This window comes from Bradyrhizobium canariense, from assembly GCF_019402665.1.
GTDB classification, from domain to species: domain Bacteria; phylum Pseudomonadota; class Alphaproteobacteria; order Rhizobiales; family Xanthobacteraceae; genus Bradyrhizobium; species Bradyrhizobium canariense.
In genome coordinates, this window is the sequence record NZ_VSST01000012.1 from 59,117 (window position 1) to 82,281 (window position 23,165).

Below are 23,165 nucleotides of genomic sequence, written 5' to 3' on the forward strand. Positions count from 1 at the left end.
GTAGGGTGGGCAAAGGCGCGCAGCGCCGTGCCCACCACCTCTCTGTGCTTCCGCGAAAAGTGGTGGGCACGCTTCGCTTTGCCCACCCTACCAGCGCGTCGATTACGACTCGCGCTTCCGCCGCGACTTCGGCGCGAGCGTGCCGCCACCCACCACCTGCAGCAGATCTTTGCGCACGGCTTCAATGTGACGCTCCAAAAACCGGCAGGCCTCCTCGATCTTCTGCGCGCGGCAGAGCGCGATCAGATGGGCATGCTCCTTCTCCGCCGTGCCCATCGCCTTGGTGTTGGAGAGCTGAAGCCGCGTGTAGCGGTCGCTGGTCTGGAGCAGTGACAGCACGATCGCCCGGGTGCGGGGCTGCGGCGCGTGGATGTAGAGCGCCATGTGGAAGTCGGCATTGAGCTGCCCCCATTCGCTGACGTTGCGGGCCTTGATCGCCTTCTCGAAGCTTTTGTGGATGTCGTCGAGCCCTGCGAAATCCTCCGCCGTGAACCGGGGAGCCGAGTGCGCCAGCAGCCGCGGCTCCAGGATCCGGCGCAGGTCGAAGACGTCGTTGATCTCGTCCAGTGACAGCTCGGAGACGATGGCGCCCTTCTGCGGAACGATCCGCACCAGGCCTTCCGCTTCGAGCTGAAACAGCGCCTCGCGCACGGGGATACGGCTGACGCCATAGGCCTCGCCGAGCGCATCCTGGCGCAGTTGCGATCCGGCCGGATAGGTCCCGTCGAGGATTGCTTGCCGGAGCTGGTCGACGATCGCAGCCGACAGGGTGCGATGCTTCAGAGGCAGTTTCATCCGATCTTCCGTCCCTCTCCGACTCGGCCGGCCGGAACGGTCCCTGTCTTGCATGTTGAGGTCATCGCGTCCCCGCAAAAAGCGCGTGCACGCCTTCGACGCAATCCGCGATTCCATTTGACAGCCAAAATGTATAAATTATACATTCGGCCATCGCACGACAAATCTTGCGGGCAATGGGGCCTCTTCATGATCGAGCAGACGATGCCGGCCACGCGCGCGTTCAGCGTTCGACGCATGGTCGTCCGCGCCTCCTGCGCCCTGCTCGCCGTCGAGCGGATCGCATTGATGGGCCTGATGTACCTGCTCACCGCCCTGATCCTGGTCAACGTCGTCACCCGCTACTCGCATTTCCCGATCTACTGGATCGACGAGTCCGCGGTCTATTGCGTGGTCTGGCTGACATTCGTCGGCGCCTCCGCGATGACGCGGCTGCGGCTCGATTTCGCGGTGACGATGCTGACGGAACGTCTTTCGCTCCGCGCCCAGAAGATCGCGAAGGTGATCTCGACCGGCCTCGTCGTCGTGTTCGGTCTCGCCCTGATCGTCACCTGCGTGCTTTGGATGGACCCGATTGGCCTCGCCCGCGCCGGCTTCGACGGGCGCAAGCTGGCGGCCCAGACCTTCAATTTCCTCTACACGGAGCATACCCAGACGCTGAACTGGCCGACCTGGGTGCTCTATCTGACGCTGCCGATCTTCGCGGTGTCGATGACCGTGCATGGTCTCGCCAATTTGCTGGAAGATCTCGAACTGGTCCCGCGCATCCCACCGAAGGGCTTTGCGCTCTCCGAGCTCGACGGGGTCAACTGATGATCACGTCGGCAGCCTTCCTCGCGATCATGCTGGTCGGCGTACCGATCGGTCTCTGCCTGTGTCTCGCCGGCCTGGTCTACATCGCCGCATCCGGCAATCCGGTGCTGTTCCAGTCCTATCCGCTCCAGCTGTTCGGCGGCGTCGACAGCTACGGCCTGATCGCGATCCCGCTCTTCATCCTGATCGGCGAGATCATGAACGGCGGCGGCATCACGCGGCGCATCGTCGACATGGCGATGGCCTTCGTCGGCTCGCTCAAGGGCGGCCTCGCCTACGTCAACATCCTCGCCAACATGTTCATCTCCTCGATCCTGGGGTCAGCGACCGCACAGGTCGCGATCATGGCCCAGATCATGGTGCCGGAGATGGAGAAGAAGGGCTACGACAAGACGTTTGCGGCGGGCTTGACCGCCTATGGCGGCATGCTCGGTCCGATCATTCCGCCCTCGGTGATGTTCGTGGTCTACAGCGTGCTCGCACAGGTCTCGGTCAGCGACATGCTGATCGCCGGCATCGTGCCCGGCGTGATCCTCACGGTGATGTTTTGTGTCGTCATTGCGCTGATGGGATACGTCTACAACTATCCGCGCGCCGACTATCAGACGCCGCGGCAGCGCGTGGCGACGATCCTGCGGACCTCGCCCACCCTACTGATCCCGATCGTCATCGTCGGCACCATCCTCGGCGGTCTCGCCAACGCGACGGAATCCGCCGCCGTCGGCGCCGTTGCCGCAGCCCTGGTCGGAAAGTTCTGGACCAGGGAGTTCGAATTCTCGCAGTTGCCGCAGATGATGCTGCGCAGCGCGATCTATTCGGCGATCGTGCTGTTCCTGGTGGCCGCCGCGGCGGTGTTCTCCTGGGTGCTGATCTTCGGCAAGGTGCCGCAGGAAACCGCCGCCTGGATCCAGACGGCCGCCAAGGACCCGATCAGCTTCATGCTGATCTGCAATGTCATCCTGCTGGTGATCGGCACCGTCATCGACGGCATTCCCGGCCTGATCATGACGGTGCCGATCTTGCTGCCTGTTGCAACCGACGTCTATCACATCGATCCCAGGCATTTCGGCGTCGTGGTGGTGATCAACCTCGTGCTCGGCCTGTTGTCGCCGCCGGTCGGGCTCTGCTTCTTCGTCGCGGCCGCTGTCACCGGCGCCAAGCCCGGCAAGATGTTCATGGTGACGCTGCCGTTCTTCGTCATCTCCTGCGTCCTGCTGGTGCTGCTCTCGCTCTATCCGTCACTCTCGCTGATCCTGATCAAATAGGCCCGTCCAAAAGGAAGCCCGACCATGCCGCTTTCACGCCGCCGCTTTCTCGCAGCCAGCGCCGCCGCATCGGTGTTCGCGCCGTCGTTGGCGCTCGCCCAGGCCAAGGAATTCCGTCTCGGCCTGATTACGCCGAACGGCCATTCCTGGAACAAGGCTGCGCTCAAATTCGGTGAAGATCTCAAGGCGGCGACCAACGGCCGCCTGACCCTGACCGTATTTCACTCCGGCCAGCTCGGCAACGAGCCCGCGATGATGCAGCAATTGCAGTCCGGCGCGCTCGACATGGGCTTCGTCCAGGCCGCAGAGCTCGGCTCGCGCGTGCCGCACATTGCAGCGATCAATGCGCCCTACATCGTCCGCTCGACGCCCGCAGTGGCGAAATTCGTACGGCATCCGGCGGCGGTGAAGCTGTTCGAGGTGCTGCCGCAGGAGACCGGAACGATCGGGCTCGGCTGGGGCATCACCGGCATGCGGGCGGTATTCTCCTCAAAGGACCTGACTTCGCTCGCCGACATCAAAGGCATGAAGCTGCGCATCAATCCGACGCCGGTCTATCGCGATTTCTATTCCTCGCTGGGTGCAGCTCCGACGCCGATCCCGACGCCGCAGGTGTTCGACGCGATGGCCAATGGCCAGGTCGACGGTCTCGAGGCTGATCTCGAATTCTCCTGGAACCAGCGCTTCGACAAGGTGTCGAAGGTGATCCTGCAGATGAACGCCGTCTTCATGCCGATGGCCGCAGTGCTCTCGGGCCGGGTCTGGCAGTCGCTCCCCGCCGCCGACCGCGAGCTGATCGCCAAGACCGTCAAGTCGACGCTGGATGCGCAGATCGACGAATTGGCCTCCAACGAGCCCGCGCTGATCGAGAATTTCCGCAATGCCCCGATCCCGATCCGCCAGGTGCCGGCCGGCGATACCGAAGCCGTCATTGCCGAGTTCGACAAGATCTGGCTGCCGAAGGCGCCCGTCCTCGCCGAGCTGCGCAAGGTCGGCGCCACGCTCTGACCCCAACCGCCATCCCCTTCCAAGAACCCCGGCGGATCCAGCCCCCCGCCGGCCAAATCCACTCGGAGTCAAATCATGAGCCGCCGCGTTTCCTGGGAGGGCGTCTTCCCGGCCGTCACCACGCAATTCCACGACGATCTCTCGCTCGACATCGACGCGACCGCGAAGGTGATGGACGGACTGATCCGTGATGGCGTCTCCGGCCTGATCGTCTGCGGCTCGGTCGGCGAGAACACCTCGCTGGAGCGCAAGGAGAAGGTCGCGATCATGGAGACGGCGAAATCCGTTGCGGCCGGCCGCGTGCCCGTGCTGTGCGGCATCGCCGAATTCACCACGGCCTTCGCAGTCGAAACCGCGAAGGAGGCCGCGCGCGTCGGCATCGACGGCGTGATGGTGATGCCGGCCCTGGTCTATTCGTCCAAGCCGCACGAGACCGCCGCGCATTTCCGCGCCGTCGCCACCGCGACGGACCTGCCGGTGATGCTCTACAACAATCCGCCGATCTACAAGAACGACGTCACCCCCGACATTCTGGCCACGCTCGCCGACGTCGAGACCGTCGTCTGCTTCAAGGATTCCTCGGGCGACACAAGGCGCTTCATCGACACCAGGAACATGGTCGGCGATCGCTTCGTGCTGTTCGCCGGCCTCGACGACGTCATCGTCGAGAGCATCGCCATGGGCGCCGTGGGGTGGGTGTCCGGCATGTCGAACGCCTTTCCGCGCGAGGGCGAGACGCTGTTTCGCCTGGCCAAGGCCGGACGCTATGCCGAGGCGATGCCGCTCTACGAATGGTTCATGCCGCTCTTGCATCTCGACGCACGCCCGGACCTCGTCCAGTGCATCAAGCTGTGCGAGCACATCATGGGCCGCGGCACCGCGCTGACCCGCCCGCCCCGCCTCGCGCTGCTGCCGCAGGAGAAGGCCGAGGTCGAGGCGATGATGGCCAAGGCGCTCAAGAGCCGGCCGCGCCTGCCCGATGTTGGGTTGAAGGCAGCCTGAGCGCACGTAGGGTGGGCAAAGCGAAGCGTGCCCACCACTGAGATCGAAATCGTGGAAAGATGGTGGGCACGGCGCTATGCGCCTTTGCCCACCCTACGAAGCTGCCCGCTTCTTCCTTGCATTCAGTGCGGACGCCACGCGGCTCACGGGCGGTTTGCCGAGCACGCGACTCATCTCGTTCGTGACAGCCAGCAGCTTCTCCATATCAACGCCGGTCCTGATTCCCATGCCCTCGAGCATGTAGACGACGTCCTCGGTCGCAACGTTGCCCGTCGCGCCCGGCGCGTAGGGGCAGCCGCCGAGGCCGCCGGCGGCGGCATCGATGACGTGGACGCCTTCCTCCATCCCCGCATACAGATTGGCGAGCGCCTGGCCGTAGGTGTCGTGGAAATGCATCGAGAGATTGGCGGGCGGGATGTTGGCGCTGACCGCGCGCAGCATCTCCTTGGCTTTATCAGGCGTGCCGACGCCGATGGTGTCGCCGAGCGAGATTTCGTAGCAGCCGAGCTCCCACAGCGTGGTGGCGAGATCGGCGACGGCTTTCGGCTTGATCTCGCCGTCGAAGGGACAGCCCAGCACGCAGGAGATATAGCCGCGTACCTTGACACCATCAGCCTTGGCGCGCGCCAGCACCGGCTTGAACCGTTCGATGGACTCCGCGACCGTGCAATTGATGTTGGCCCGCGAAAAGCCTTCGGAAACCGCGGCGAACACCGAGACGATCTTGGCGCCGGCCGCGCGCGCGGCGTCATAGCCCTTCTCGTTCGGCACCAGCACGTGGAATTCGGCACCGGTCAAATGGCTGACGCCGCGCAGCACGGCATCCGAGCTCGCCATCTGCGGGATCGCCTTGGGCGAGACGAAGGCGCCGACCTCGACCGTATTGAGGCCAGCCGCGACCAGCGCCTCGATGAAGGCGATCCGCGCCTCGACGCTGACCGCCGTCTTCTCGTTCTGCAGGCCGTCGCGGGGCCCCATTTCGATGATGCGGACGGGGTCGCTCATCTCATTCTCCGGAAGGCTCGACCACGGCGAGCTCGATGCCCTCCTGGACGATGTCGCCGACCTTGCATTTGATCGACTTCAGCACGCCGGCATAGGGCGCGCGCAGCGTCTGCTCCATCTTCATCACTTCCAGCGTCAGGATCGGCGCGCCCTTCTCGAGCTTGGCCCCCTCCTCCGCCAGCACGGCGACGACGGTGCCCGGCAAGGGCGCTGCGATCTTATCCGCGCCGGCCTGCTCCTCGGTCTCGCCGCCGAACGGATCGACCCAATGCAGGTCGAAGCGCCCGTTGCGCGTGCGCAAATACAGCTCATGACCGTCGATCACGGCCGCGACCGACGATTTGACGCCGTCGAGAGTCAGATCGAAGCCGCCGTCGCGAGGCGCAATCGCAAACGCCAGCTCGCGTTCGCCGATCACCAGTGTGGACGGGCCGCTGCCGTAGTTCAGCACAACCTTCTGCTCGGGTCCGTGGCCAACGCGGAACGTAAAGTTGCGCTGGCGGCGGCCGACCGGCATCCAGCCAAAGGTTTGCCAGGGCGAATTCGCGTCCGCCTGCGCAGCCTGCCGCTCGTTGTTGATCACAGCGGCCACGGCGGCGCAGAGCTCGAGCTCGCCGGGCGCCGGCGGTGCCTGCGTCAGGACCGCAAGCTCGCGTTCGATGAAGCCGGTGTCGATCGCGTTCGCTCTCACCTTCGGATGCGTCATCAGCGCCGACAGGAACGGGATGTTGCTGACGATCCCGCGGACGTCGGACTCTTCCAGCCCGCGGTTCAGCCGCTCGATCGCGACCTCCCGCGTCGGCGCCCAGGCGATCATCTTCGCTAGCATCGCATCGTAGTACGGCGAGACGGCGTCGCCCTCGCGATAGCCAGCGTCGATGCGCAGGCCGCCGGTTTCCGCGGGCAACCGCCAGGTCGAGATCTTGCCGACCGAAGGCATGAAGTTCTTGGTCGGGTTCTCCGCGTAGACCCGAGCCTCAACCGCATGTCCGTTGAGCTTGATCTGATCTTGTTTGAGCGGCAGCGCCTCGCCGAAGGCGACCCGCAACTGCCACTCGACCAGATCGATCCCGGTGATCAGCTCGGTCACGGGATGCTCGACCTGAAGGCGCGTGTTCATCTCGATGAAGAACACGTCCTTGCCGTCGGAGACGAACTCGATGGTGCCGGCGCCGACATAGTTGACGGCTCCGGCCGCCTTTCGCGCAGCGGCGCAGACCGTCTCGCGCTGGGCCGCATTGAGCGTCGGCGACGGCGCCTCCTCGATCACCTTCTGGTGCCGCCGCTGCAACGTGCATTCGCGCTCGAACAGCGAGAGCAGATTGCCATGGCTATCGCCGACGATCTGCACCTCGATATGGCGGGGGTTATCGACGTATTTTTCGATCAGCATGCGGTCGTCGCCGAACGCGGCTTTTGCTTCCCGCTTCGCGCTGACGATTGCAGGCGCAAGTTCATCCACGGAGCGAACGATGCGCATGCCACGGCCGCCGCCGCCGGCGGACGCCTTTACCAGAATGGGGAAACCGACTTTCTCGGCCGCCTTCGCCAGCGTCGCATCGTCCTGGGCCTCGCCGTGATAGCCGGGCACCAGCGGTACGCCGGCCTTCTCCATCAGCGCCTTGGAGCCGGACTTCGAGCCCATCGCGGTCATCATCGCGGCGGTCGGGCCGACGAAGACCAGGCCGGCGTCGAAGCACGCCTGCGCAAACTCGGCGTTCTCAGATAGGAAGCCGTAGCCGGGATGGACCGCCTCCGCGCCGGTCTTTCGCGCGGCCCCGATCAGCCGCTCGACATTGAGATAGCTGTCGCGAGCGCGTGCGGGTCCGAGCAGTACGGCCTCGTCGGCGAGCGCGACATGCATCGCCTCGCGGTCGGCCTCGGAATAGACCGCGACGGTGCGCAGGCCCATGGCGCGCGCGGTGCGGATCACCCGGCAGGCGATCTCGCCGCGGTTGGCGATCAGGAGCGTGCGAAAACGACGGTAGAGCTTTGAGCGGTCCATCGCATCACATCCTGAACAGGCCAAATTTCGTCGGCTCGATCGGCGCATTCGACGCGGCCGAGAGGCCAAGGCCGAGCACCAGCCTTGTATCGGCCGGGTCGATCACGCCGTCGTCCCAGAGCCGCGCGGTCGCGTAATACGGGTGCCCCTGGCTCTCATATTGCGCGCGGATCGGCTCGCGGAATTTATCTTCGTCTTCTTTCGACCAGCTGTCGCCCTTGGCCTCGATATTGTCGCGGCGGACCTGGCTCAGCACCATCGAGGCCTGCTCGCCGCCCATCACCGAGATGCGGGCGTTCGGCCACATCCAGAGGAAGCGCGGTGAGTAGGCGCGACCGCACATGCCGTAATTGCCGGCGCCATAGGAGCCGCCGATCACGACGGTGAATTTCGGCACCGACGCCGTCGCGACCGCCGTCACCAGCTTGGCGCCGTCACGCGCGATGCCGCCGGCCTCGTACTTCTTGCCGACCATGAAGCCGGTAATGTTCTGCAAAAACACCAGCGGAATGCCGCGCTGGCAGCACAGCTCGATGAAATGCGCCCCCTTCAGCGAACTTTCACTGAAGAGAATGCCGTTGTTGGCGATGATGCCAACCGGAAAACCCCAGATGTGAGCGAAGCCGCACACCAGCGTCGTGCCGTAGAGCTTCTTGAACTCGTCGAATTCGGAGCCATCAACCACGCGCGCAATGATGTCGCGCACGTCGAACGGCTTGCGCCCGTCGACGGGCACCACGCCGTAGATCTCCTCCGCCGCAAACAAGGGATCACGCGCCGGATGCATGTTGAGGTTCGGTCGCACCGATGGTTTCAGCGTGCCGACAATGCGGCGGGCGATGCCGATCGCGTGCGCGTCGTTCTGGGCGTAATGATCGGTCACGCCCGATTGCCGCGAATGCACGTCGGCGCCGCCGAGCTCTTCCGCGGTCACCACTTCGCCCGTCGCCGCTTTCACCAGCGGCGGCCCGCCGAGGAAGATGGTGCCTTGATTGCGCACGATGATGCTCTCGTCCGACATCGCGGGGACATAGGCGCCGCCGGCCGTGCAGGAGCCCATCACGATGGCAATCTGCGGGATGCCTTGCGACGACATCTGGGCCTGGTTGTAGAAGATGCGGCCGAAATGACGCTCGTCCGGAAAGATCTCGTCCTGCAGCGGCAGGAAGGCGCCGCCGGAATCCACCATGTAGACGCAGGGAAGATTGTTCTGCCGCGCCACGTCCTGCGCGCGCAGATGCTTCTTCACGGTCATGGGATAATAGGTGCCGCCCTTGATGGTGGCATCGTTGGCAACGATCACGCATTCGCGACCCGCGATGCGCCCGACCCCGGTGACAACGCTGGCCGAATGCACGTCGCCGCCATAGAGGCCATAGGCCGCGAGCGGCGACAGCTCCATGAACGCGGTGCCGGGATCGACCAAGAGGTCGACGCGCTCCCGCGCCAGCATCTTGCCGCGCGAGGTATGGCGGTTGCGCGAGACCTCACCGCCGCCGCCGGCGACCTGGCTCAGCTTTTCGCGCAGATCCGCGACGAGGCTGCGCATGGCCTCGGAATTGCGTGCAAAGTCCGACGAAGACGTATCGATGCTGGAATGGAGCGGCATGTTGATTCCAATTGCGTGAAGGTTTTAAGCCGTCTCAGCCATCAATTCGCGGCCGATCAGCATGCGGCGGACCTCGGAAGTCCCCGCGCCGATCTCGTAGAGCTTGGCGTCGCGCCAGAGCCGTCCGACCGGAAATTCGGAGGTGTAGCCGACCCCGCCAAGCGCCTGGATCGCCTCGCCCGCCATCCACGTCGCCTTCTCCGCGGAATAGAGGATCGCAGCCGCCGCATCCTTGCGCAAGCTGCGTGCGTGATCGGCGCGGTCGCAGGCACGCCCCACCGCATAGACATAGGCGCGCGTGGCCTGCCAGGTCGCGTACATGTCGGCGAGCTTGCCCTGCATGAGCTGGAAGTCGCCGATCGGCTGGCCGAACTGCTTGCGCTCGTGCATGTAGGGCACCACCGCGTCCATGCAGGCCGCCATGATCCCGAGCGGGCCGCCGGAGAGGACCGTGCGCTCATAGTCGAGGCCGGACATCAGCACCCCGACGCCCTCGCCGACCTTGCCAAGCACGTTCTCCTCCGGCACCTCGCATTCGTCGAAGAACAGTGGATAGGTGTTGGAGCCGCGCATGCCGAGCTTGTCGAGATGCTGGCCGTGGCTGAAGCCCTTGGCCCCCTTCTCGACCAGGAAGGCGGTCATGCCGCGCGGGCCCGCTTCCGGATCGGTCTTGGCATAGACCACCAGCACGTCGGCATCGCCGCCATTGGTGATCCACATCTTCGAGCCGTTGAGCACGTAGCGGTCGCCGCGCTTGTCGGCGCGCAGTTTCATGGACACAACGTCGGAGCCGGCGCCGGGCTCGGACATCGCGAGCGCGCCGACATACTCGCCGGAGATCAACTTCGGCAGATAACGCTCGCGCTGCGCATCACTGCCGTTGCGGCGGATCTGGTTGACGCAGAGATTGGAATGGGCACCGTAGGAGAGACCGACCGCGGCCGAGCCGCGCGAAATCTCCTCCATCGCGACGATATGGGCGAGATAGCCCATGTTGGAGCCGCCATATTGCTCCGGCGCGGTCATGCCAAGCAGGCCGAGGTCGCCGAGGCGCTTCCAGAGGTCCGCCGGGAACAGATTGGCTTTCTCGATATCGGCGGCACGCGGGGCGATCTCCGCCTCCACGAAGGCGCGCAGCGTGTCGCGCAGCATGCCGATATCTTCGCCCAGATCGAAATCGATGCTCGGAATATTCAAGGCGATTCCTCCGTCTTTTGGGGACCGAACCTAGCGGCATCGGGGCCCTTCTGCGGTCGAAAAGGTTGCATTTTCCGCCAAACTTGGCGAGGATTTTCCCAGAGGATTTCCGATGCCTTTTCAAGTCGCAACCGCGATCCCGCGCCGCGCCGTGACCCCAGCCGCCTTCGTCCGCGGGGTCGTTGCCGCTTACGAACGTTACGGCCGCGATCCGACCGAGGCGCTGAGCCGGGGTCAGGTAACGCCAGACCTTGTCAATTCTCCGGGTGGACGGGTCACGGCCGGCCAGTTCGAGGCGCTGGCGGGCCATGCCATGCGCGAGCTCGATGACGAGGCGCTCGGCTGGTTCTCGCGCCGGCTGCCCTTCGGCACCTACGGCATGCTGTGCCGCGCCTCGATCACCGCCCCGACGCTGGAGGTCGCGCTCAAGCGCTGGTGCCGGCACCATCGTCTGCTCACCGAGGACGTGCTGCTCGATCTCGCGGTCGGCAAGGAGACCGCAGTCGTGTCCATCCGTGAACTGCGCGACCTTGGATCTCTACGCGAATTCTGCCTGGTCACCCTGCTTCGCTATGTTCTTGGCTTTTCCTGCTGGGCCGTGGATTCCAGGATCGCGCTCCGCGCCGCGGAATTCCCGTACGCCGAGCCCGGCCATGTCTCGGTCTATCCCACCATCTTTTGCCGAAACATCCGCTTCGATGCGGACCGTGCTTCCATCACCTTCGACAAGCATTATCTGTCGCTGCCGCTCACCCGTAGCGCGGCGGACCTCGACAACATGCTCAAGGGCGCGCTGCGGCTGACAGTGCTCCCCTATCGGCGCGACCGGCTGCTGGTCGAGCGCGTTCGCCGCGTGCTCCGCAATGCGCGCGGACGCAGTCTCGGAGCCGAGGATGTCGCAAGCGAGCTGGCACTCTCTACCCGCACCATGCATCGGCGCCTGAGCGAGGAGGCGACCTCATTGCGCGATCTCAAGGAAGAGGCAAAATTCGAGCTCGCCAAGCAGGAGCTGATGCGCGGTCGCAGCCCGATCAAGCGGATCGCGGAGATCGCCGGCTTCCGCAACGAAAAGAGCTTTTCCCGCGCCTTCCGCAGCTGGACCGGTACCTCGCCGCGCGAGTTCCGCGGCCGGTATCGCTGACGCGCGGGCTGTCGTGCCGTTGCGGCCTCCGAGATCCAACTCGGAGGCCGCAACATTTCGAAACCGGTCTCGATCAGTTCGAGTTGGTCTGCCCGCCCGGGCGCAGCTTGGTGCGCGAGTGCGTCTGCTTCGGCTGGAAGGCCAGCGCGTCTGTCGACGTCTTCGCGCCGCCGCTCTGCGAGCACGAGCCGCCGATGCCGCCGGCCGCCGCCCGGCAGGCCTCCATCGTCGGATATCCGCAGCCATGCGCGGCCTGGGCGCCATTGGTGATGCAGTAGTCTTCTGCCTGGGCAGCCGGCGCGGTCATCATGAGAAACGCAGATGCAAACAGCGTCGCAGCGGATGCGACGAACGTCTTCGAGATCGAGGTCATGTTGTCTTTTCCTGCTTCAGGGTCCCACAAAAGAGGCCTCGGCATGCGATGCAGGCTGAGGTTCACACCTCGCATGTAGGCCGGCGCCAGGAACCGGCAATCACGGCTCGGCGCATTGCAGGACTTCCCAAATCACATGTCACAGTTAGGTGAGTTACTTATCTTTTTATCCGCCTTATCCGAACTTCTATCCCAGCAAGGGAATAACCCCCGCGCCTTCAGACGTTTGGATGTCGTTGTGCGAGCTACGTTCTGGGACAGTTGCCGCCGAACTATCCTGCCGCCGCGATCTTCTGCAACGGCAGCGGCACGTCCTTCGCTACGCCCAGCACCGGGAAGCTGCGGACGTTCTTCACGTTCGGCATCGCGGCGAAATGCAGGAGCTGCTGGCGCATGCTCTCGACGCTCGGCGCCACGCATTTGAGAAGATAGTCGGTGTCGCCCGAAATCCGCCAGCACTGCTGGATGCGCGGGATCGCGGCGATCGAGCTCTCGAACGCCGCCAGCACCGGCTGGGCCTGGCTGCCGAGCTGGATCGAGACGAACGACACCACCTCGTAGCCGAGCAGCCGCTCGTCGATGACGGCGCGCACCGCCCGGATCACGCCGCGGCTGAACAGCGATTTCAACCGCCTGACGCAGTTGGGCCCGGACACCCCGACGCGCAGCGCCAGCTCATTGTTGCGAACCCGCCCGTCCTGCTGCAACTCGGAGAGTATTTTCAGATCGACGCCGTCGAGCTGGTCACGCCCGGCCATACCCCCACCTCGCCATGAGCCTGTCTTGCGCGGCAGCGAAGCACGGAGCGGAATGGCTGCCAAGGGCAGGACGATGGGAAGAACCCGCGTGGTTGCCCGGGCTTATTCCGGCCAGCCGCGGGCTTTCACGCGGGGCTAAAAACAAGGATGCCCGGGACCCGGCTCCACCAAGGCTTCGCAGGGCATTCGGTGTTGGGCCGGCGAAGCTTCAGCGAAGACGGCAAGCCCGGGCATGACCAGAGTCTCGACGCGTGGCCCGCCCTCAATGCGTCCAAGGCTCGCCGCGGCGGAACGAGAAATTGTCGGCATAGGCGACCGGACGGCGCACCGATTCCTTTGGCTCGATCACCTGGTAGGCGATGCCCTTGCGCTCGCAATAGGCGACCGCCTCTTCCTTGCTGTGGAAGTGCAGCGTGATCTGCTGCTTCATGTCGCCGGACGAGGTCCAGCCCATCAGCGGCTCGACCGCGCGCGGCTGCTCGGGCTCATAGTCGAGCTGCCATTCCTTGGTTTTGGACCGGCCGGATTGCATCGCGTTCTTGGCGGGCTTGAAAATGCGTGCGGTCATGGATGGTCCGGGCCTCTTGTTCGTCTTTTCGTTCGATTTCGATGCGGCACGGTAGCAGTTGGTGGAAACCGCGGGCATAGTATAGAGACACCTTTAGGGAACTGATCCGTGATTCCGGCCCCCGGGATGCCTCGCCGACGGGTATAATCATTATGCTGCATCGTGACAATTGCGTACCCGCCTTCCGCGCCGGGATCTCGCCCGGCGGCCCTGCTTCGTTGACGCCCACCTGTCCGTCCCCTCCGAAAGCTCCCGTCGCATGTCCTTCCTGAACATCAACGCCACGCTCCCCGAAAAGGGCCGTGACCTCAGGCTCGACCTGTTTCGCGGTATTGCGAACTGGGCCATCTTCCTCGACCATATCCCCGACAACGTGGTGAACTGGATCACCACCCGCAATTACGGCTTTTCCGACGCCGCCGATCTGTTCGTCTTCATCTCCGGCTACACCGCCTCCTTCGTCTATGCACGGATGATGCTCGAGCGCGGCTTCCTGGTCGGCGCCACGAGGCTGACCAAGCGGGTCTGGCAGCTCTACGTCGCCCATATCATCCTGTTCGTGATCTACATCGCCTCGATCAGCTATCTGGCGCTGCGCTTCGGCGATTCCGAGATGATCAACGAGTTCAACGTCGCCGGCCTGGTCGACAATGCCACCGAGACGCTGCGCCAGGGCCTGTTCCTGCGCTTCAAGCCGCTCAATCTCGACGTGCTGCCACTCTACATTGTGCTGATGGGGCTGTTTCCGCCGGTGCTGTGGTTCATGCTGCGCAAGCCGGACCTGACGATGGCATTGTCCATCGTGCTTTGGCTGACCGCGCGCCATTTCGGCTTGAACCTGAACGCCTATCCGGCCGGACAGTGGTACTTCAACCCGTATTGCTGGCAGGTGCTGTTCGTGTTCGGCGCCTGGTGCGCAATGGGCGGCGCGCGGCGCTCGATGGCGCTGATCAATGCGCCGGTCACGCTCTGGCTCTGTCTCGGTTACATGCTGTTTGCGCTGGTCATGACCATGGCTGGCCGTTTCCCGACCCTCGGCGGCATGTTCCCGGAATGGCTGTTCTCGGCGTTCAACCCGAACGACAAGACCAACCTTGCGCCCTACCGCTTCATCCACTTCGTCGTGATCGTGATCCTGGTGATCCGCTTCGTGCCGAAGGACTGGCCGGGCCTGGAATGGAAAGGGTTCGATCCCATCATCGTATGCGGCCAGCAGTCGCTCGCCGTGTTCTGCGTCGGCGTGTTCCTGTCCTTCGTCGGTCATTTCGAGCTGTCGATGAGCTCGGGCTCGCTGTTCGCGCAGATCTTCGTCAGCGTCGCCGGCATCGCGATCATGACGACAGTGGCCTATTACATCTCCTGGTCGAAGAGGCAGGACAAGCCGCTGAAGCCGCCGCCGCCCAAGCCTGCCGCGGCAAAGGCCGCTTGAGGGGGCAGCGATACCGCGCCGGACGACAGCGACGCCGCTTCAGGCTGCCGCTTCGCTGTCGTACTCGGTGAATTTCTTGTAGATCCAGTCGCGGCCGTCGTGGCGGCGCCAGACCTTGCCGTAAACCAGCTGCCCGTTGATCGAGCGGCGCGGCACGAACACGGTCCAGAGATGCCAGATCTCGGTCCAGCTCGCCTGCGGACCGATGGTTCGGACGTTGCGATCGAAAGACATGATGCAGAACTCACAGGATACGAGCACTGCGACGAACTGTGATATCATGTGAGCACGAATTTCAGGCAGCCGTCGCGAGCCGGACCGATCTGATAACAGTCACGAAGACGGCCGCAACAACCGCTCGTCCTTAACCTAACCGATCAACCTTACTTCCTGTGCGCGCGCGGCAAGACCGGTTGAAAGCGGTCGCCGATTTTCCTAGACTGTGTGTGATTTGAGAATGAGCGCGTCGTTTTGAGGACGTGCGGTTATTTCCAGGCTGACGCAAATTTTTGAAAACTATTAATGGGCGGGGGCCACCACGATGAATTTGCAATGTGCATGTCTGCGCTTGGCGCTGCGTTCGACGCCGCCTGCTCTGCCCGCGAAGACGCCGGAGCAAGACCCGCGGAAGGCCGCCAACGACAATCAGCTGGCCTGGCCGTTCCTGCCGTTTCCGTTCGGCTGGTACGCGACGAACTGATGGTCGGAAAAGCGTAACGCCGCGCAAGCGGAATATCATCGCTTGGCGGCGCCCGTTAGGCATTGGGCGCTGAAATCCCCCAACACCTATACGTGCATGGCGACGACAAAAGGTTCGACAAAGTTTTACGATTTCCGCACCGCCCGATCTGCCCAATGGCTTGAAAAATCGCGCAGAAGTCGCGTTGGGCAGGGAATGAGCGCCGAGGGTTTGGAGGGCTTTGGCAGCTCCGGGCATCGGCACTGAACGCGCACCATGCTCGGCTGCTGCGCTCTCGCCTGGATCGCCTGGCGCCTCGCCGACGGGCTGTTGTTCTCTGGTGCGGTTCCGACCCACCTCCGGACTGGTCGGGGCAGCTGGATTCGAACCAACGACCTGCAGTACCCAAAACTGCCGCGCTACCAGGCTGCGCTATACCCCGAATGTCCGGCGAGCCCCGTCGATACACGCTTCCCAAAGCGCCAGCAAGCCTTCCAACGGCACCAGCAAGCTTCCCAAAAGACCTCAGGACGGGGGCAATAGCCCTGCCAATAGCCCCTTGACCCGCCTACTTGCTGCCGAACAGCGGGTGGCCGACGCGGTCGCCGGCGCGGATGCCATATTTCTGCGCCGTCCCTGCCACCACCTCCAGAACAGCCCGCGCGGGCCCCCTGGATGAGATGATTTTTGTCGACATCGGCTCGGTATTTTCGGCGATGCGCAGGATTCGGCCGTCGGCGCGAATGAAGATCATGTCGAGCGAGACATAGGTGTTCTTCATCCACATCGACACCTCTTGCTCGGGATTGAAGTCGAACAGCATGCCCTTGCCGTCCGCCAGTTCCTTGCGGTACATCAGGCCGGTCTGCTTCTCCTCCTCGGTCGTCGCGATCTCGACCGAGAACACCTGCACGCCGTTTTTGGTGACGATCTCGAGCGGCTGGAAACTGGCGGCGCGGACGGGGGCGCTCGCGACGGCACAGCCGGCGATGACGAGGATGGCGGCGAGCCAGCCCTTCGCAACGGCGAAGACGGCCTTTCGATCGAAATTCATGGATGGCTCTCGAGGCGTGGGACTGGACCAGTCCTTACGTGGCGATCGCCGGAAAAGCCAGAGGCGCGCCGGTCAGCCAGCGCGCCTCTGCTCACGATCGCGGGAATAGAATTAGTGGGACGAGACCGGCGATCCCGTCTCGGGATGGATCTCTGCCGCCATCATGCCCTTGGAGCCGGGCCCGAAGCGGACCAGCACATACTGGCCGGGCCGCAACTCGGTCATGCCGAAGCGGCGCAGCGTCTCCATGTGCACGAAGATGTCGGGCGTGCCCTCGCCGCAGGTCAGGAAGCCGAAACCGCGCAGCCGGTTGAACCATTTGACCTGGGCTCGCTCCAGCCCGCTGGTCGCCGTCACCGTGACATGGGTGCGCGGCGGCAGCATCTGCGCCGGATGGATCGCAGTCGACTCGTCCATCGAGACGACGCGGAACGCCTGGTAGCCCTTGGCCCGCTGGATGCACTCGACGACGATGCGGGCGCCCTCGTAGGCGGTCTGGAAGCCATCGCGCCTAAGCACGGTAACGTGCAGGAGCACGTCGGGCCAGCCATTGTCGGGAACGATGAAGCCGTAGCCCTTTGAGGCGTCGAACCATTTGATGACGCCGTGAACCTCGACGAGGTTGGCGCTGCTCTCACCAAGTCCGGTGAATGGACTGAGAGCGCTGTCGCGACCGCCACCGCCGTGTTCACCCACCGCGGGAACTCCGACCTTCTTGGACTCAAATCCGTCGGACGACCCCATAACCCCGGACCCCACACATGCCATGCAACCCGCCTGAATGGCGGCGCCGAATCACGCGTCTTTAGAGAATCTTCTCAACTCGACGCGACGCGAATCTTTCGACTCAAAAGATAACACTCCCGGTTGCGACGCATAGACAAAAAAGAGATTCGCCGGAACCTATGAACAGCTTGCACAGCCGCGAATCAAATTGCTGCCTCAATTACCGACAAAGGGCCCGAGCGTTTCGCCGATGTCGTGGCGGATCACGAGATCGGCGACGTCGTCCTGCTCGGTGGACTCGCGATTGATGATTACCAGGCGTGCACCTGCTTCCTTCGCCATCATCGGAAAGCCCGCGGCCGGCCATACCACCAGCGAGGAACCGATCGCGATGAAGAGGTCGCAGTCTTGCGACAGCGCGGTGGCGCGCTGCATTTCATCCTCGGGCATCGTCTGGCCGAAGGAGATCGTGGCGGTCTTCACCGGCTCGTCGCACACGGGACAGTTGGGCGCGGCGCCCTCCTCGTCGAAGCGGCGCTTCACCCAATCAAGCGGATAGGCCTGCCCGCATCCGATGCAGCGCGCATACGTGGTGTTGCCGTGAAGTTCGATGACGTGGTCGCTCGCGACGCCGGAGGCCTGGTGCAGATTGTCGATGTTCTGGGTGATGATCGCGGGAACCTTGCCGGCGCGGTAGAGTGAGGCGAGCGCGCGATGGCCGCGGCCGGGCCTGGCCGCCGCAAAGACCTCCTCCATCGCGAAGCGCCGGCGCCAGGATTCGTCGCGCGCCTCCTGGCTGGCGACGAACTCGTCGAACGGGATCGGGCGGTTGCGCGTCCAAATTCCGCCCGGCGAGCGGAAGTCGGGGATGCCGCATTCGGTCGAGATGCCGGCGCCGGTGAACGGCACGATCCGTTTGGCTTCGGCGATCATGTCGCCGAGACGCTCGACGCCGCTGCGAAGATCCGATGCAATCAACGCGGCCTCCCGTTTTGCTTTGCCGATTGGTTTGGCCGATTGGTTCTGCTGATCGGTTGGTGATTTGTTTTTGCGCTAGCTGCAACATGCGCAAGCGACAAGATTATTGACGCTGTTATCCACTGCCGCGCAAGGCACGGTCGGCAATTTTTTCCGACCCTCGCTTATCACAATCCTGCAATGCCTCCTCCCCATTGACGCCCCAATCAGAAGCGCCAATGCATGTGTTGACGCGACTCAACGTGATTGCGGCGGCAGTGCTTGAGTTCAGTAGGACACATACTCACGTGCAGAGGGGATTTGACATGACCGAGGACGAACAACGCAAAATCCGCGAACGCGAAGAGATCGCCGCCCGTGTCGCCGCCTTCCGTGCCACGCAGGAAAAATTCAAGCGCGAACGTGAAGAGTATTTCGTGTCGACGCTCGACAACGCGCGCAAGGTGGAACGGCCCTCGCTCTGGCCGTAACGACACCAGATCACCGAGCATGAAAAAAGCCCGGAGCATTGCTCCGGGCTTTTCATTTGTTCAGGCGTTACCAGTGACGGTAATAATGGTGGCGGCGGTAGTACGGTCCATCGCCGTAATAGGCGTACGGACCGGGGCCGTAAGCATAGGCCGGGCCGCCATAGTAGCCATAACCCGGGCCGTAGCCGTAGCCATAGCCGTAAGGATGCGACGCGGCGACGGCGCCCGCGGTGATGGCGCCGGCGGCGAGGCCGAATGCGAGGCCCGGACCGATACCGCGGCCGCGCGCCTCGGCGGGCGCAGGCGCCGCAACCGCGGTCAGGCCGACGGCTGCAACGGTAGCCAGAACTGCCAGTGTCTTCCTCATCATGAATCTCCTCCTTCGTATCTCGGATGGACAACGCCGGCGCGTTGCGATGGTTGCGCGCAAGCTTGTGGAACCGAGCTCGGAATAAATCCGGCCACGCATGGAACAGGCGCGCGTTCCGCGAATTGTTTGTGCAAGTGCGGATGCCTCTGCCATCCGGTTGAGGCAACAGCACGAAGACCCCGTCAGCATCACCAATGCTGGCGGGGTTTTCAGTTTCACGGACAGCAAATTGGCAACGCAGCCCAATTGCTGCCAGCGGGGAGCGCCTAGGAGGCTAAAGTGCCGATATCCACGCTGCTGGCCCGTATCCGGAGGCTCGTTCCCAAATCCGGCGATCAGCATTACGACGAGATCGTCCGCAGTTTCGGTGTCGGCACGCTGCGCCCGCCATCGACGCCGATGAGCGACGGCGAACTGGCGCGGGCTATTGCCGAGTTCCTTAAGGAGCAGCCGTCGAGCGAGTCCGTAGGCGTCCTCGGCCGGCGGCTCGACCCCACCACCCCGCTTTGAGGCGCGGCGCCTTCTTGTCCGGGAACATGCGCTTCGCGCGCACGTTGGCGTAGCCTTCAGGGAGAAAAGAGGCCGACATGCCCGTTTGGCTCGAAGTCCTGCTCAACCTGTCCGGCTATGCCGGCTTCGTGGCGCTCGCCTCGCGGGGCACCGCCTGCCCAGGCAATTGCGCCGACCATCAGATCTCCGGCGAGGACCGTTAATTCGTGTGCGGTGGCTGGCCCGCCGTGCGCATCAGCCTGTCGGCTTTGACCGCGACACGCGTCTCCTCGAGCTGTGGCCGCAGCGAGACGCTGATCACCACGAAAGCCAGACAGAACAGCGTGCCGACGATGGCAACGCGCCGATAGGTGTGGCGGTCGCCCTGATAAAAGCTCGGTTCTGAAAAAGGTGTCATGAATTCGTTCTTGGCAAAATTGCTTGTTGGCAAAGTCGTTTCCAGACGTCGCCAGACACACCTATCCCAAGCAGCGGCAAGCGCAATGCGATCGCGCTTTTAACCTAACCGAATACGGTTATCGGCTTCGCGGCAAGCTTCCGTTAGGAGTGCGCGAAGCGTCTCCAGAAGTCGGCGAGCCGCCTCAAGCCCGCGCGAAAGCCGAGGCTGCGGAGCTTCTGGCGATCCGCCATCCGGCTTTGTTCCAGCTTCGCCCGCCTTTCGTTCTCGAAGAGCGAATCGGAATCGCAGAAATCGACGCGAAGCAAATCTTAACATTTCGTTTGCACACAAACGAGCGCAGTCGCCAACGATCGCGCACTCACATCGCGTCTTGGGATTTCGACCGCGGCGACACCTGCGGCACCGACGGCCTGCCTTTGCGCAAGCGCGGATGCCGATCATACCAAAACACTTTCGCGATCTCGGCGAACATCTCAAGAAACCAGCACGCATCCATGTCGCGTCTCCTTCGCCTGATCTCGTAGCGAGGACACGCGGGAGGGACCGTGCGAAGCATCACGCTGGCTTGGTTTGGAAGCGCGTGTCCCGCATCGACACAGAAGGCACGGCTTGTTCTGCATCCGACTCCATTTCGTTCGCAAGGAACGAATCGGAGTCGAGAAATCAGCGCAAAACGATTCCTAACGATCGGTGAAGGTGGGGGAAGATGGCCCGTTATCATCAACGTAGTGCGACGCTCATCACGCCGCTCGCTTCGCCGTGCCCTTCCCCGACAGATCTTTCTCCGAAAAGCATTCGAGGATCTGGATGCGGAGTTCTTCCGCGGCCGGGCCGTCGAGTTTCCTGAGTTGATTCCAGAGCCTGATCACTTCGCGTTGTTTCTCGACAGTCATGGGCACCTCCAAATCAATGTCGCTGCCAAAAGGGATGCCCCACTAGAACAAAATAAGAACAAAAAGTCCAGCCCCTCCCCGCAAAATTCGCCGGCCACATCGCCTCAGGCTTCCGCGCGCCGCCGCGGTTGCTTTTTGGGTTTTCAACCTTAAGTGCGAGAACGCGGCCGGCGGCCAGGCGCTGAAATCCCATCGTCGCCAGCCAAGAAGACCCCATGCGAAAGCGCGGGGTTTTTCTTTTGGGGAACGCGCCATCGCCCTCCCCGTTAGTCATTCCGGAGCGAGGGACCGTGACCAGAAAATTCTACGCCGTCGAGGTGGTGCGTCAGATCGAGGAGACCGTGGAGATCATGGTCGAAGCGCCGGACCGGACCGCCGCACATGATGCAGCGCTCGCGCACCTGAAGGCGCGCGGCTCCGAATATCAGTGGCTCAATCCCAAATGCGATCTCGTCGTCTGGCGCGAGCGCAAGGTCGATACGCCGGCGATCATCGACGTGTCCGTGTCGCCGGACTAGCGGCCGGAACGAATTTTCCCGTCTCACGTTATCAAGCCGAATTCAGTGGTGCTGGCGGCACGTCGCGACGCGGGCGGCCAGCTTGAAGAACCCCGGTCCCTAAGCCCGGGGTTTTTCTTTAAGGCGGTCGCCATCCAAGCGGTGGCCCGAACAGCAAAGCAGCCACCCGGGCGTTACGCCGGGTGGCTGCTTTGAGAACTGTCGACGCTCGCCTCTTAGACCATCGCAGTCAGACCGGCAGATTGTCGGTCATCCCAGGCGGCACTTCGCCTTGCTTGGTCCGCTCGGCGAGAAGCTCCTTTTCGGCCTCGTACCAGAAGGTGTCCATCGTGCCCGCAGGCTCGCCGGCCTCTTTCCAGAGGTGATAGGCCCGATTTCGAATCTCTACTTCGCTGAGACCAGTCATGTGATTTCTCCCTCTCGGAAGCAAAGCCTGACGATCGCCCAGAGTTCCTTATTGGTTCAGCACAAGCAAGCAGTCATTGCAGCACTCCGCGGCAGCACTCCGCAAAAAGGAGCCGCCGCAACGAAAATGCGAACCCTTAGCGAGCCCTTAGACGGAGTCCTTGGCCACCTTCAGCGGCGAGGCCTTCACCGACTTGCTCGCCGGTTTCGCCGCGAACTGCATCGGCTCCTTGGTGAAGGGATTGACGCCCATGCGGGCTTCTGTCGCCGGCTTGTTCACCACCGACATCTTCACGAAGCCGGGAATGACGAACTCGCCGGACTCGTTGAGCTCCTTGTAGCCAACGGTCGCCATGTACTCGATGACCGACTTCACGTCGTTCTTCGACAGCTGCGTGCCCTCGGCAATTGCATCAATCAACTGAGTCTTGGTCATCTTCGCCATGTCTGAATTTCCTTCTGTGCGCGCGAGCAGGCTTTGCTCAGGACGCGGTCCAACCGCGCAACGCGCTTCTGATTCATGCCAACTTTCATGAAGTGACGGGGCTTAGAACCCATCGACGCCCAAAACGCAAGCAGGGGTTCTGCGGGGGGCCGGACGCCGTGGGAACGATGCCGCAGCCTTCGCCGTTTTCGCGTTGAACCATTTTCTCCCGGAGGCGTCTAACTCTTTGAAGTCCCCAAGCTTCACCCCCATCGGAGAGCCCCGCTTCCCCCAGGCGGGGCTTTCGCCTTTTCGGGGACCTGGCCGCGCAAAGCCGATCAGGCTGGCCCCCGAGGTCTGCGCCCGGGCCACACCGGTGACCGTCACAAGGCAGGTTCTCTTTTCCGGCCATCTCCTGCATAATGCGGCATGGCAAAAACAAAAGTGACCTTCAAAACCGTCCGCATTGCAGACAACGACTGGAAAATCCTGGCGGATTACCCGGACAGCGAACAGCGCGAAATCAAGGGCTTCACCAGCAAGGCAGACGCCGACGACTGGATCAACGGCGACCGCAAGATCGCGTGGCTCCGCTCCCAGGGATACGCCAAGTAAAGCGCGCATAAGTCACGCGTGTATCGCGTGACGCCCGTATGGGTACGAGGCGCGCTTCGTCCCTCCCCGCTCCAGATGTCCTTCCCGTGCCGGCGCATCGCCGAGCAGGCGGCAACGCCCGCGCGTCTATCGGCCTGACGGGGGCGCCTGGTCGA

General features: G+C 63.4%; 30 protein-coding genes and 1 tRNA gene. 13 read left to right on the plus strand and 18 right to left on the minus strand.

The window, feature by feature from the left end:
* Positions 1 to 102: 102 nt before the first annotated feature.
* Entirely contained in the window at positions 103 to 795 is a 693-nt protein-coding gene (locus FXB41_RS04925; protein ID WP_219680198.1) for a GntR family transcriptional regulator, read from the minus strand.
* Between the two features lie 204 nt (positions 796 to 999).
* Between FXB41_RS04925 and FXB41_RS04930 the strand changes: the two genes are divergently transcribed.
* The 4 genes from FXB41_RS04930 to FXB41_RS04945 all read left to right on the plus strand — a co-directional run bounded on the left by FXB41_RS04930 (position 1,000) and on the right by FXB41_RS04945 (position 4,883).
* Positions 1,000 to 1,608: a TRAP transporter small permease gene (locus FXB41_RS04930; RefSeq protein ID WP_219680318.1), complete on the plus strand. Its 609-nt coding sequence runs from the start codon at positions 1,000 to 1,002 to the stop codon at positions 1,606 to 1,608.
* Entirely contained in the window at positions 1,608 to 2,873 is a 1,266-nt protein-coding gene (locus FXB41_RS04935) for a TRAP transporter large permease (RefSeq protein ID WP_007591322.1), read from the plus strand. Before FXB41_RS04930 ends, FXB41_RS04935 begins: the two co-directional genes overlap by 1 nt.
* Positions 2,874 to 2,897: 24 nt before the next feature.
* Positions 2,898 to 3,881, plus strand: coding sequence for a TRAP transporter substrate-binding protein (locus FXB41_RS04940; RefSeq protein WP_219680202.1), 984 nt, complete (start codon positions 2,898 to 2,900; stop codon positions 3,879 to 3,881).
* Between the two features lie 75 nt (positions 3,882 to 3,956).
* Positions 3,957 to 4,883, plus strand: coding sequence for a dihydrodipicolinate synthase family protein (locus tag FXB41_RS04945; RefSeq protein ID WP_007591326.1), 927 nt, complete (start codon positions 3,957 to 3,959; stop codon positions 4,881 to 4,883).
* Between the two features lie 93 nt (positions 4,884 to 4,976).
* On the opposite strand, the gene FXB41_RS04950 is transcribed toward FXB41_RS04945, so the two are convergent.
* Genes FXB41_RS04950 through FXB41_RS04965 form a run of 4 tightly spaced genes read right to left on the minus strand, consistent with a single transcriptional unit; the run spans position 4,977 to position 10,654 of the window.
* A complete protein-coding gene (locus tag FXB41_RS04950) occupies positions 4,977 to 5,888 on the minus strand; it encodes a hydroxymethylglutaryl-CoA lyase (protein ID WP_219680205.1) in 912 nt (303 codons plus the stop codon).
* Position 5,889: 1 nt separating this feature from the next.
* A complete protein-coding gene (locus tag FXB41_RS04955) occupies positions 5,890 to 7,893 on the minus strand; it encodes an acetyl/propionyl/methylcrotonyl-CoA carboxylase subunit alpha (RefSeq protein ID WP_219680208.1) in 2,004 nt (667 codons plus the stop codon).
* 4 nt (positions 7,894 to 7,897) lie between these two features.
* Positions 7,898 to 9,502: a carboxyl transferase domain-containing protein gene (locus FXB41_RS04960; RefSeq protein ID WP_219680210.1), complete on the minus strand. Its 1,605-nt coding sequence runs from the start codon at positions 9,500 to 9,502 to the stop codon at positions 7,898 to 7,900.
* 24 nt (positions 9,503 to 9,526) lie between these two features.
* Positions 9,527 to 10,654: an isovaleryl-CoA dehydrogenase gene (locus tag FXB41_RS04965; protein WP_283843410.1), complete on the minus strand. Its 1,128-nt coding sequence runs from the start codon at positions 10,652 to 10,654 to the stop codon at positions 9,527 to 9,529.
* 157 nt (positions 10,655 to 10,811) lie between these two features.
* Here FXB41_RS04965 and FXB41_RS04970 point away from each other — a divergent pair, with 157 nt between their 5' ends.
* On the plus strand, positions 10,812 to 11,840 hold the full coding sequence (locus tag FXB41_RS04970; RefSeq protein WP_219680217.1) for an AraC family transcriptional regulator: 1,029 nt from the start codon (positions 10,812 to 10,814) through the stop codon (positions 11,838 to 11,840).
* Positions 11,841 to 11,913: 73 nt separating this feature from the next.
* On the opposite strand, the gene FXB41_RS04975 is transcribed toward FXB41_RS04970, so the two are convergent.
* From FXB41_RS04975 to FXB41_RS04985, 3 genes are all read right to left on the minus strand, one after another.
* Positions 11,914 to 12,213 carry a DUF3551 domain-containing protein gene (locus FXB41_RS04975; RefSeq protein ID WP_007591343.1) on the minus strand — a complete coding sequence of 100 codons (300 nt, stop codon included), beginning with the start codon at positions 12,211 to 12,213 and terminating at the stop codon, positions 11,914 to 11,916.
* A 272-nt stretch (positions 12,214 to 12,485) separates the two neighbouring features.
* Positions 12,486 to 12,971 carry an Lrp/AsnC family transcriptional regulator gene (locus FXB41_RS04980; protein WP_219680218.1) on the minus strand — a complete coding sequence of 162 codons (486 nt, stop codon included), beginning with the start codon at positions 12,969 to 12,971 and terminating at the stop codon, positions 12,486 to 12,488.
* Positions 12,972 to 13,233: 262 nt separating this feature from the next.
* Complete coding sequence (locus tag FXB41_RS04985; protein WP_007591346.1) at positions 13,234 to 13,539, minus strand: ETC complex I subunit; 306 nt, start codon at positions 13,537 to 13,539, stop codon at positions 13,234 to 13,236.
* 259 nt (positions 13,540 to 13,798) lie between these two features.
* Between FXB41_RS04985 and FXB41_RS04990 the strand changes: the two genes are divergently transcribed.
* Positions 13,799 to 14,968 carry an OpgC domain-containing protein gene (locus FXB41_RS04990; RefSeq protein WP_007591348.1) on the plus strand — a complete coding sequence of 390 codons (1,170 nt, stop codon included), beginning with the start codon at positions 13,799 to 13,801 and terminating at the stop codon, positions 14,966 to 14,968.
* A gap of 39 nt (positions 14,969 to 15,007) precedes the next feature.
* Here FXB41_RS04990 and FXB41_RS04995 read toward each other — a convergent pair whose 3' ends face one another.
* Positions 15,008 to 15,202: a hypothetical protein gene (locus FXB41_RS04995; protein WP_007591350.1), complete on the minus strand. Its 195-nt coding sequence runs from the start codon at positions 15,200 to 15,202 to the stop codon at positions 15,008 to 15,010.
* 334 nt (positions 15,203 to 15,536) lie between these two features.
* Here FXB41_RS04995 and FXB41_RS41430 point away from each other — a divergent pair, with 334 nt between their 5' ends.
* On the plus strand, positions 15,537 to 15,668 hold the full coding sequence (locus tag FXB41_RS41430) for a hypothetical protein (protein ID WP_256375792.1): 132 nt from the start codon (positions 15,537 to 15,539) through the stop codon (positions 15,666 to 15,668).
* Positions 15,669 to 16,012: 344 nt separating this feature from the next.
* Here the strand turns inward: FXB41_RS41430 and FXB41_RS05000 are convergent.
* The 4 genes from FXB41_RS05000 to FXB41_RS05015 form a co-directional block, all read right to left on the minus strand.
* Positions 16,013 to 16,089 (minus strand) — tRNA-Pro (locus tag FXB41_RS05000).
* A gap of 126 nt (positions 16,090 to 16,215) precedes the next feature.
* Complete coding sequence (locus FXB41_RS05005; RefSeq protein ID WP_007591354.1) at positions 16,216 to 16,701, minus strand: DUF192 domain-containing protein; 486 nt, start codon at positions 16,699 to 16,701, stop codon at positions 16,216 to 16,218.
* Positions 16,702 to 16,812: 111 nt separating this feature from the next.
* Positions 16,813 to 17,445 carry a cold-shock protein gene (locus FXB41_RS05010; RefSeq protein WP_018457757.1) on the minus strand — a complete coding sequence of 211 codons (633 nt, stop codon included), beginning with the start codon at positions 17,443 to 17,445 and terminating at the stop codon, positions 16,813 to 16,815.
* A 198-nt stretch (positions 17,446 to 17,643) separates the two neighbouring features.
* The gene (locus FXB41_RS05015; protein ID WP_007591358.1) at positions 17,644 to 18,405 is read right to left on the minus strand and encodes an SIR2 family NAD-dependent protein deacylase; all 762 of its coding nucleotides are present in this window, start codon (positions 18,403 to 18,405) and stop codon (positions 17,644 to 17,646) included.
* A 305-nt stretch (positions 18,406 to 18,710) separates the two neighbouring features.
* On the opposite strand from FXB41_RS05015, the gene FXB41_RS05020 reads away from it, so the two are divergent.
* A complete protein-coding gene (locus FXB41_RS05020) occupies positions 18,711 to 18,875 on the plus strand; it encodes a hypothetical protein (RefSeq protein WP_015686271.1) in 165 nt (54 codons plus the stop codon).
* Between the two features lie 67 nt (positions 18,876 to 18,942).
* On the opposite strand, the gene FXB41_RS05025 is transcribed toward FXB41_RS05020, so the two are convergent.
* Positions 18,943 to 19,242 carry a hypothetical protein gene (locus tag FXB41_RS05025; protein ID WP_035992730.1) on the minus strand — a complete coding sequence of 100 codons (300 nt, stop codon included), beginning with the start codon at positions 19,240 to 19,242 and terminating at the stop codon, positions 18,943 to 18,945.
* A 282-nt stretch (positions 19,243 to 19,524) separates the two neighbouring features.
* Here FXB41_RS05025 and FXB41_RS05030 point away from each other — a divergent pair, with 282 nt between their 5' ends.
* Positions 19,525 to 19,755: a hypothetical protein gene (locus FXB41_RS05030; RefSeq protein ID WP_007591360.1), complete on the plus strand. Its 231-nt coding sequence runs from the start codon at positions 19,525 to 19,527 to the stop codon at positions 19,753 to 19,755.
* A 77-nt stretch (positions 19,756 to 19,832) separates the two neighbouring features.
* Positions 19,833 to 19,958, plus strand: a complete 126-nt coding sequence (locus FXB41_RS41435) for a hypothetical protein (RefSeq protein WP_007591362.1) — start codon at positions 19,833 to 19,835, stop codon at positions 19,956 to 19,958.
* Here the strand turns inward: FXB41_RS41435 and FXB41_RS05035 are convergent.
* A complete protein-coding gene (locus FXB41_RS05035) occupies positions 19,955 to 20,152 on the minus strand; it encodes a hypothetical protein (RefSeq protein WP_007591364.1) in 198 nt (65 codons plus the stop codon). The two genes, FXB41_RS41435 and FXB41_RS05035, sit on opposite strands and share 4 nt — an antisense overlap.
* Positions 20,153 to 20,175: 23 nt before the next feature.
* On the opposite strand from FXB41_RS05035, the gene FXB41_RS05040 reads away from it, so the two are divergent.
* Positions 20,176 to 20,679: a hypothetical protein gene (locus FXB41_RS05040; RefSeq protein WP_219680221.1), complete on the plus strand. Its 504-nt coding sequence runs from the start codon at positions 20,176 to 20,178 to the stop codon at positions 20,677 to 20,679.
* Between the two features lie 216 nt (positions 20,680 to 20,895).
* On the opposite strand, the gene FXB41_RS05045 is transcribed toward FXB41_RS05040, so the two are convergent.
* Complete coding sequence (locus FXB41_RS05045) at positions 20,896 to 21,048, minus strand: hypothetical protein (protein ID WP_219680224.1); 153 nt, start codon at positions 21,046 to 21,048, stop codon at positions 20,896 to 20,898.
* A 290-nt stretch (positions 21,049 to 21,338) separates the two neighbouring features.
* Between FXB41_RS05045 and FXB41_RS05050 the strand changes: the two genes are divergently transcribed.
* Positions 21,339 to 21,566, plus strand: a complete 228-nt coding sequence (locus tag FXB41_RS05050) for a hypothetical protein (protein ID WP_219680227.1) — start codon at positions 21,339 to 21,341, stop codon at positions 21,564 to 21,566.
* Positions 21,567 to 21,795: 229 nt separating this feature from the next.
* Here FXB41_RS05050 and FXB41_RS05055 read toward each other — a convergent pair whose 3' ends face one another.
* Positions 21,796 to 21,972 carry a DUF2934 domain-containing protein gene (locus FXB41_RS05055; protein ID WP_106943511.1) on the minus strand — a complete coding sequence of 59 codons (177 nt, stop codon included), beginning with the start codon at positions 21,970 to 21,972 and terminating at the stop codon, positions 21,796 to 21,798.
* Positions 21,973 to 22,119: 147 nt separating this feature from the next.
* Positions 22,120 to 22,416: an HU family DNA-binding protein gene (locus FXB41_RS05060; RefSeq protein WP_007591377.1), complete on the minus strand. Its 297-nt coding sequence runs from the start codon at positions 22,414 to 22,416 to the stop codon at positions 22,120 to 22,122.
* A 408-nt stretch (positions 22,417 to 22,824) separates the two neighbouring features.
* On the opposite strand from FXB41_RS05060, the gene FXB41_RS05065 reads away from it, so the two are divergent.
* Positions 22,825 to 23,010: a hypothetical protein gene (locus FXB41_RS05065; protein WP_007591378.1), complete on the plus strand. Its 186-nt coding sequence runs from the start codon at positions 22,825 to 22,827 to the stop codon at positions 23,008 to 23,010.
* Positions 23,011 to 23,165 lie beyond the last annotated feature (155 nt).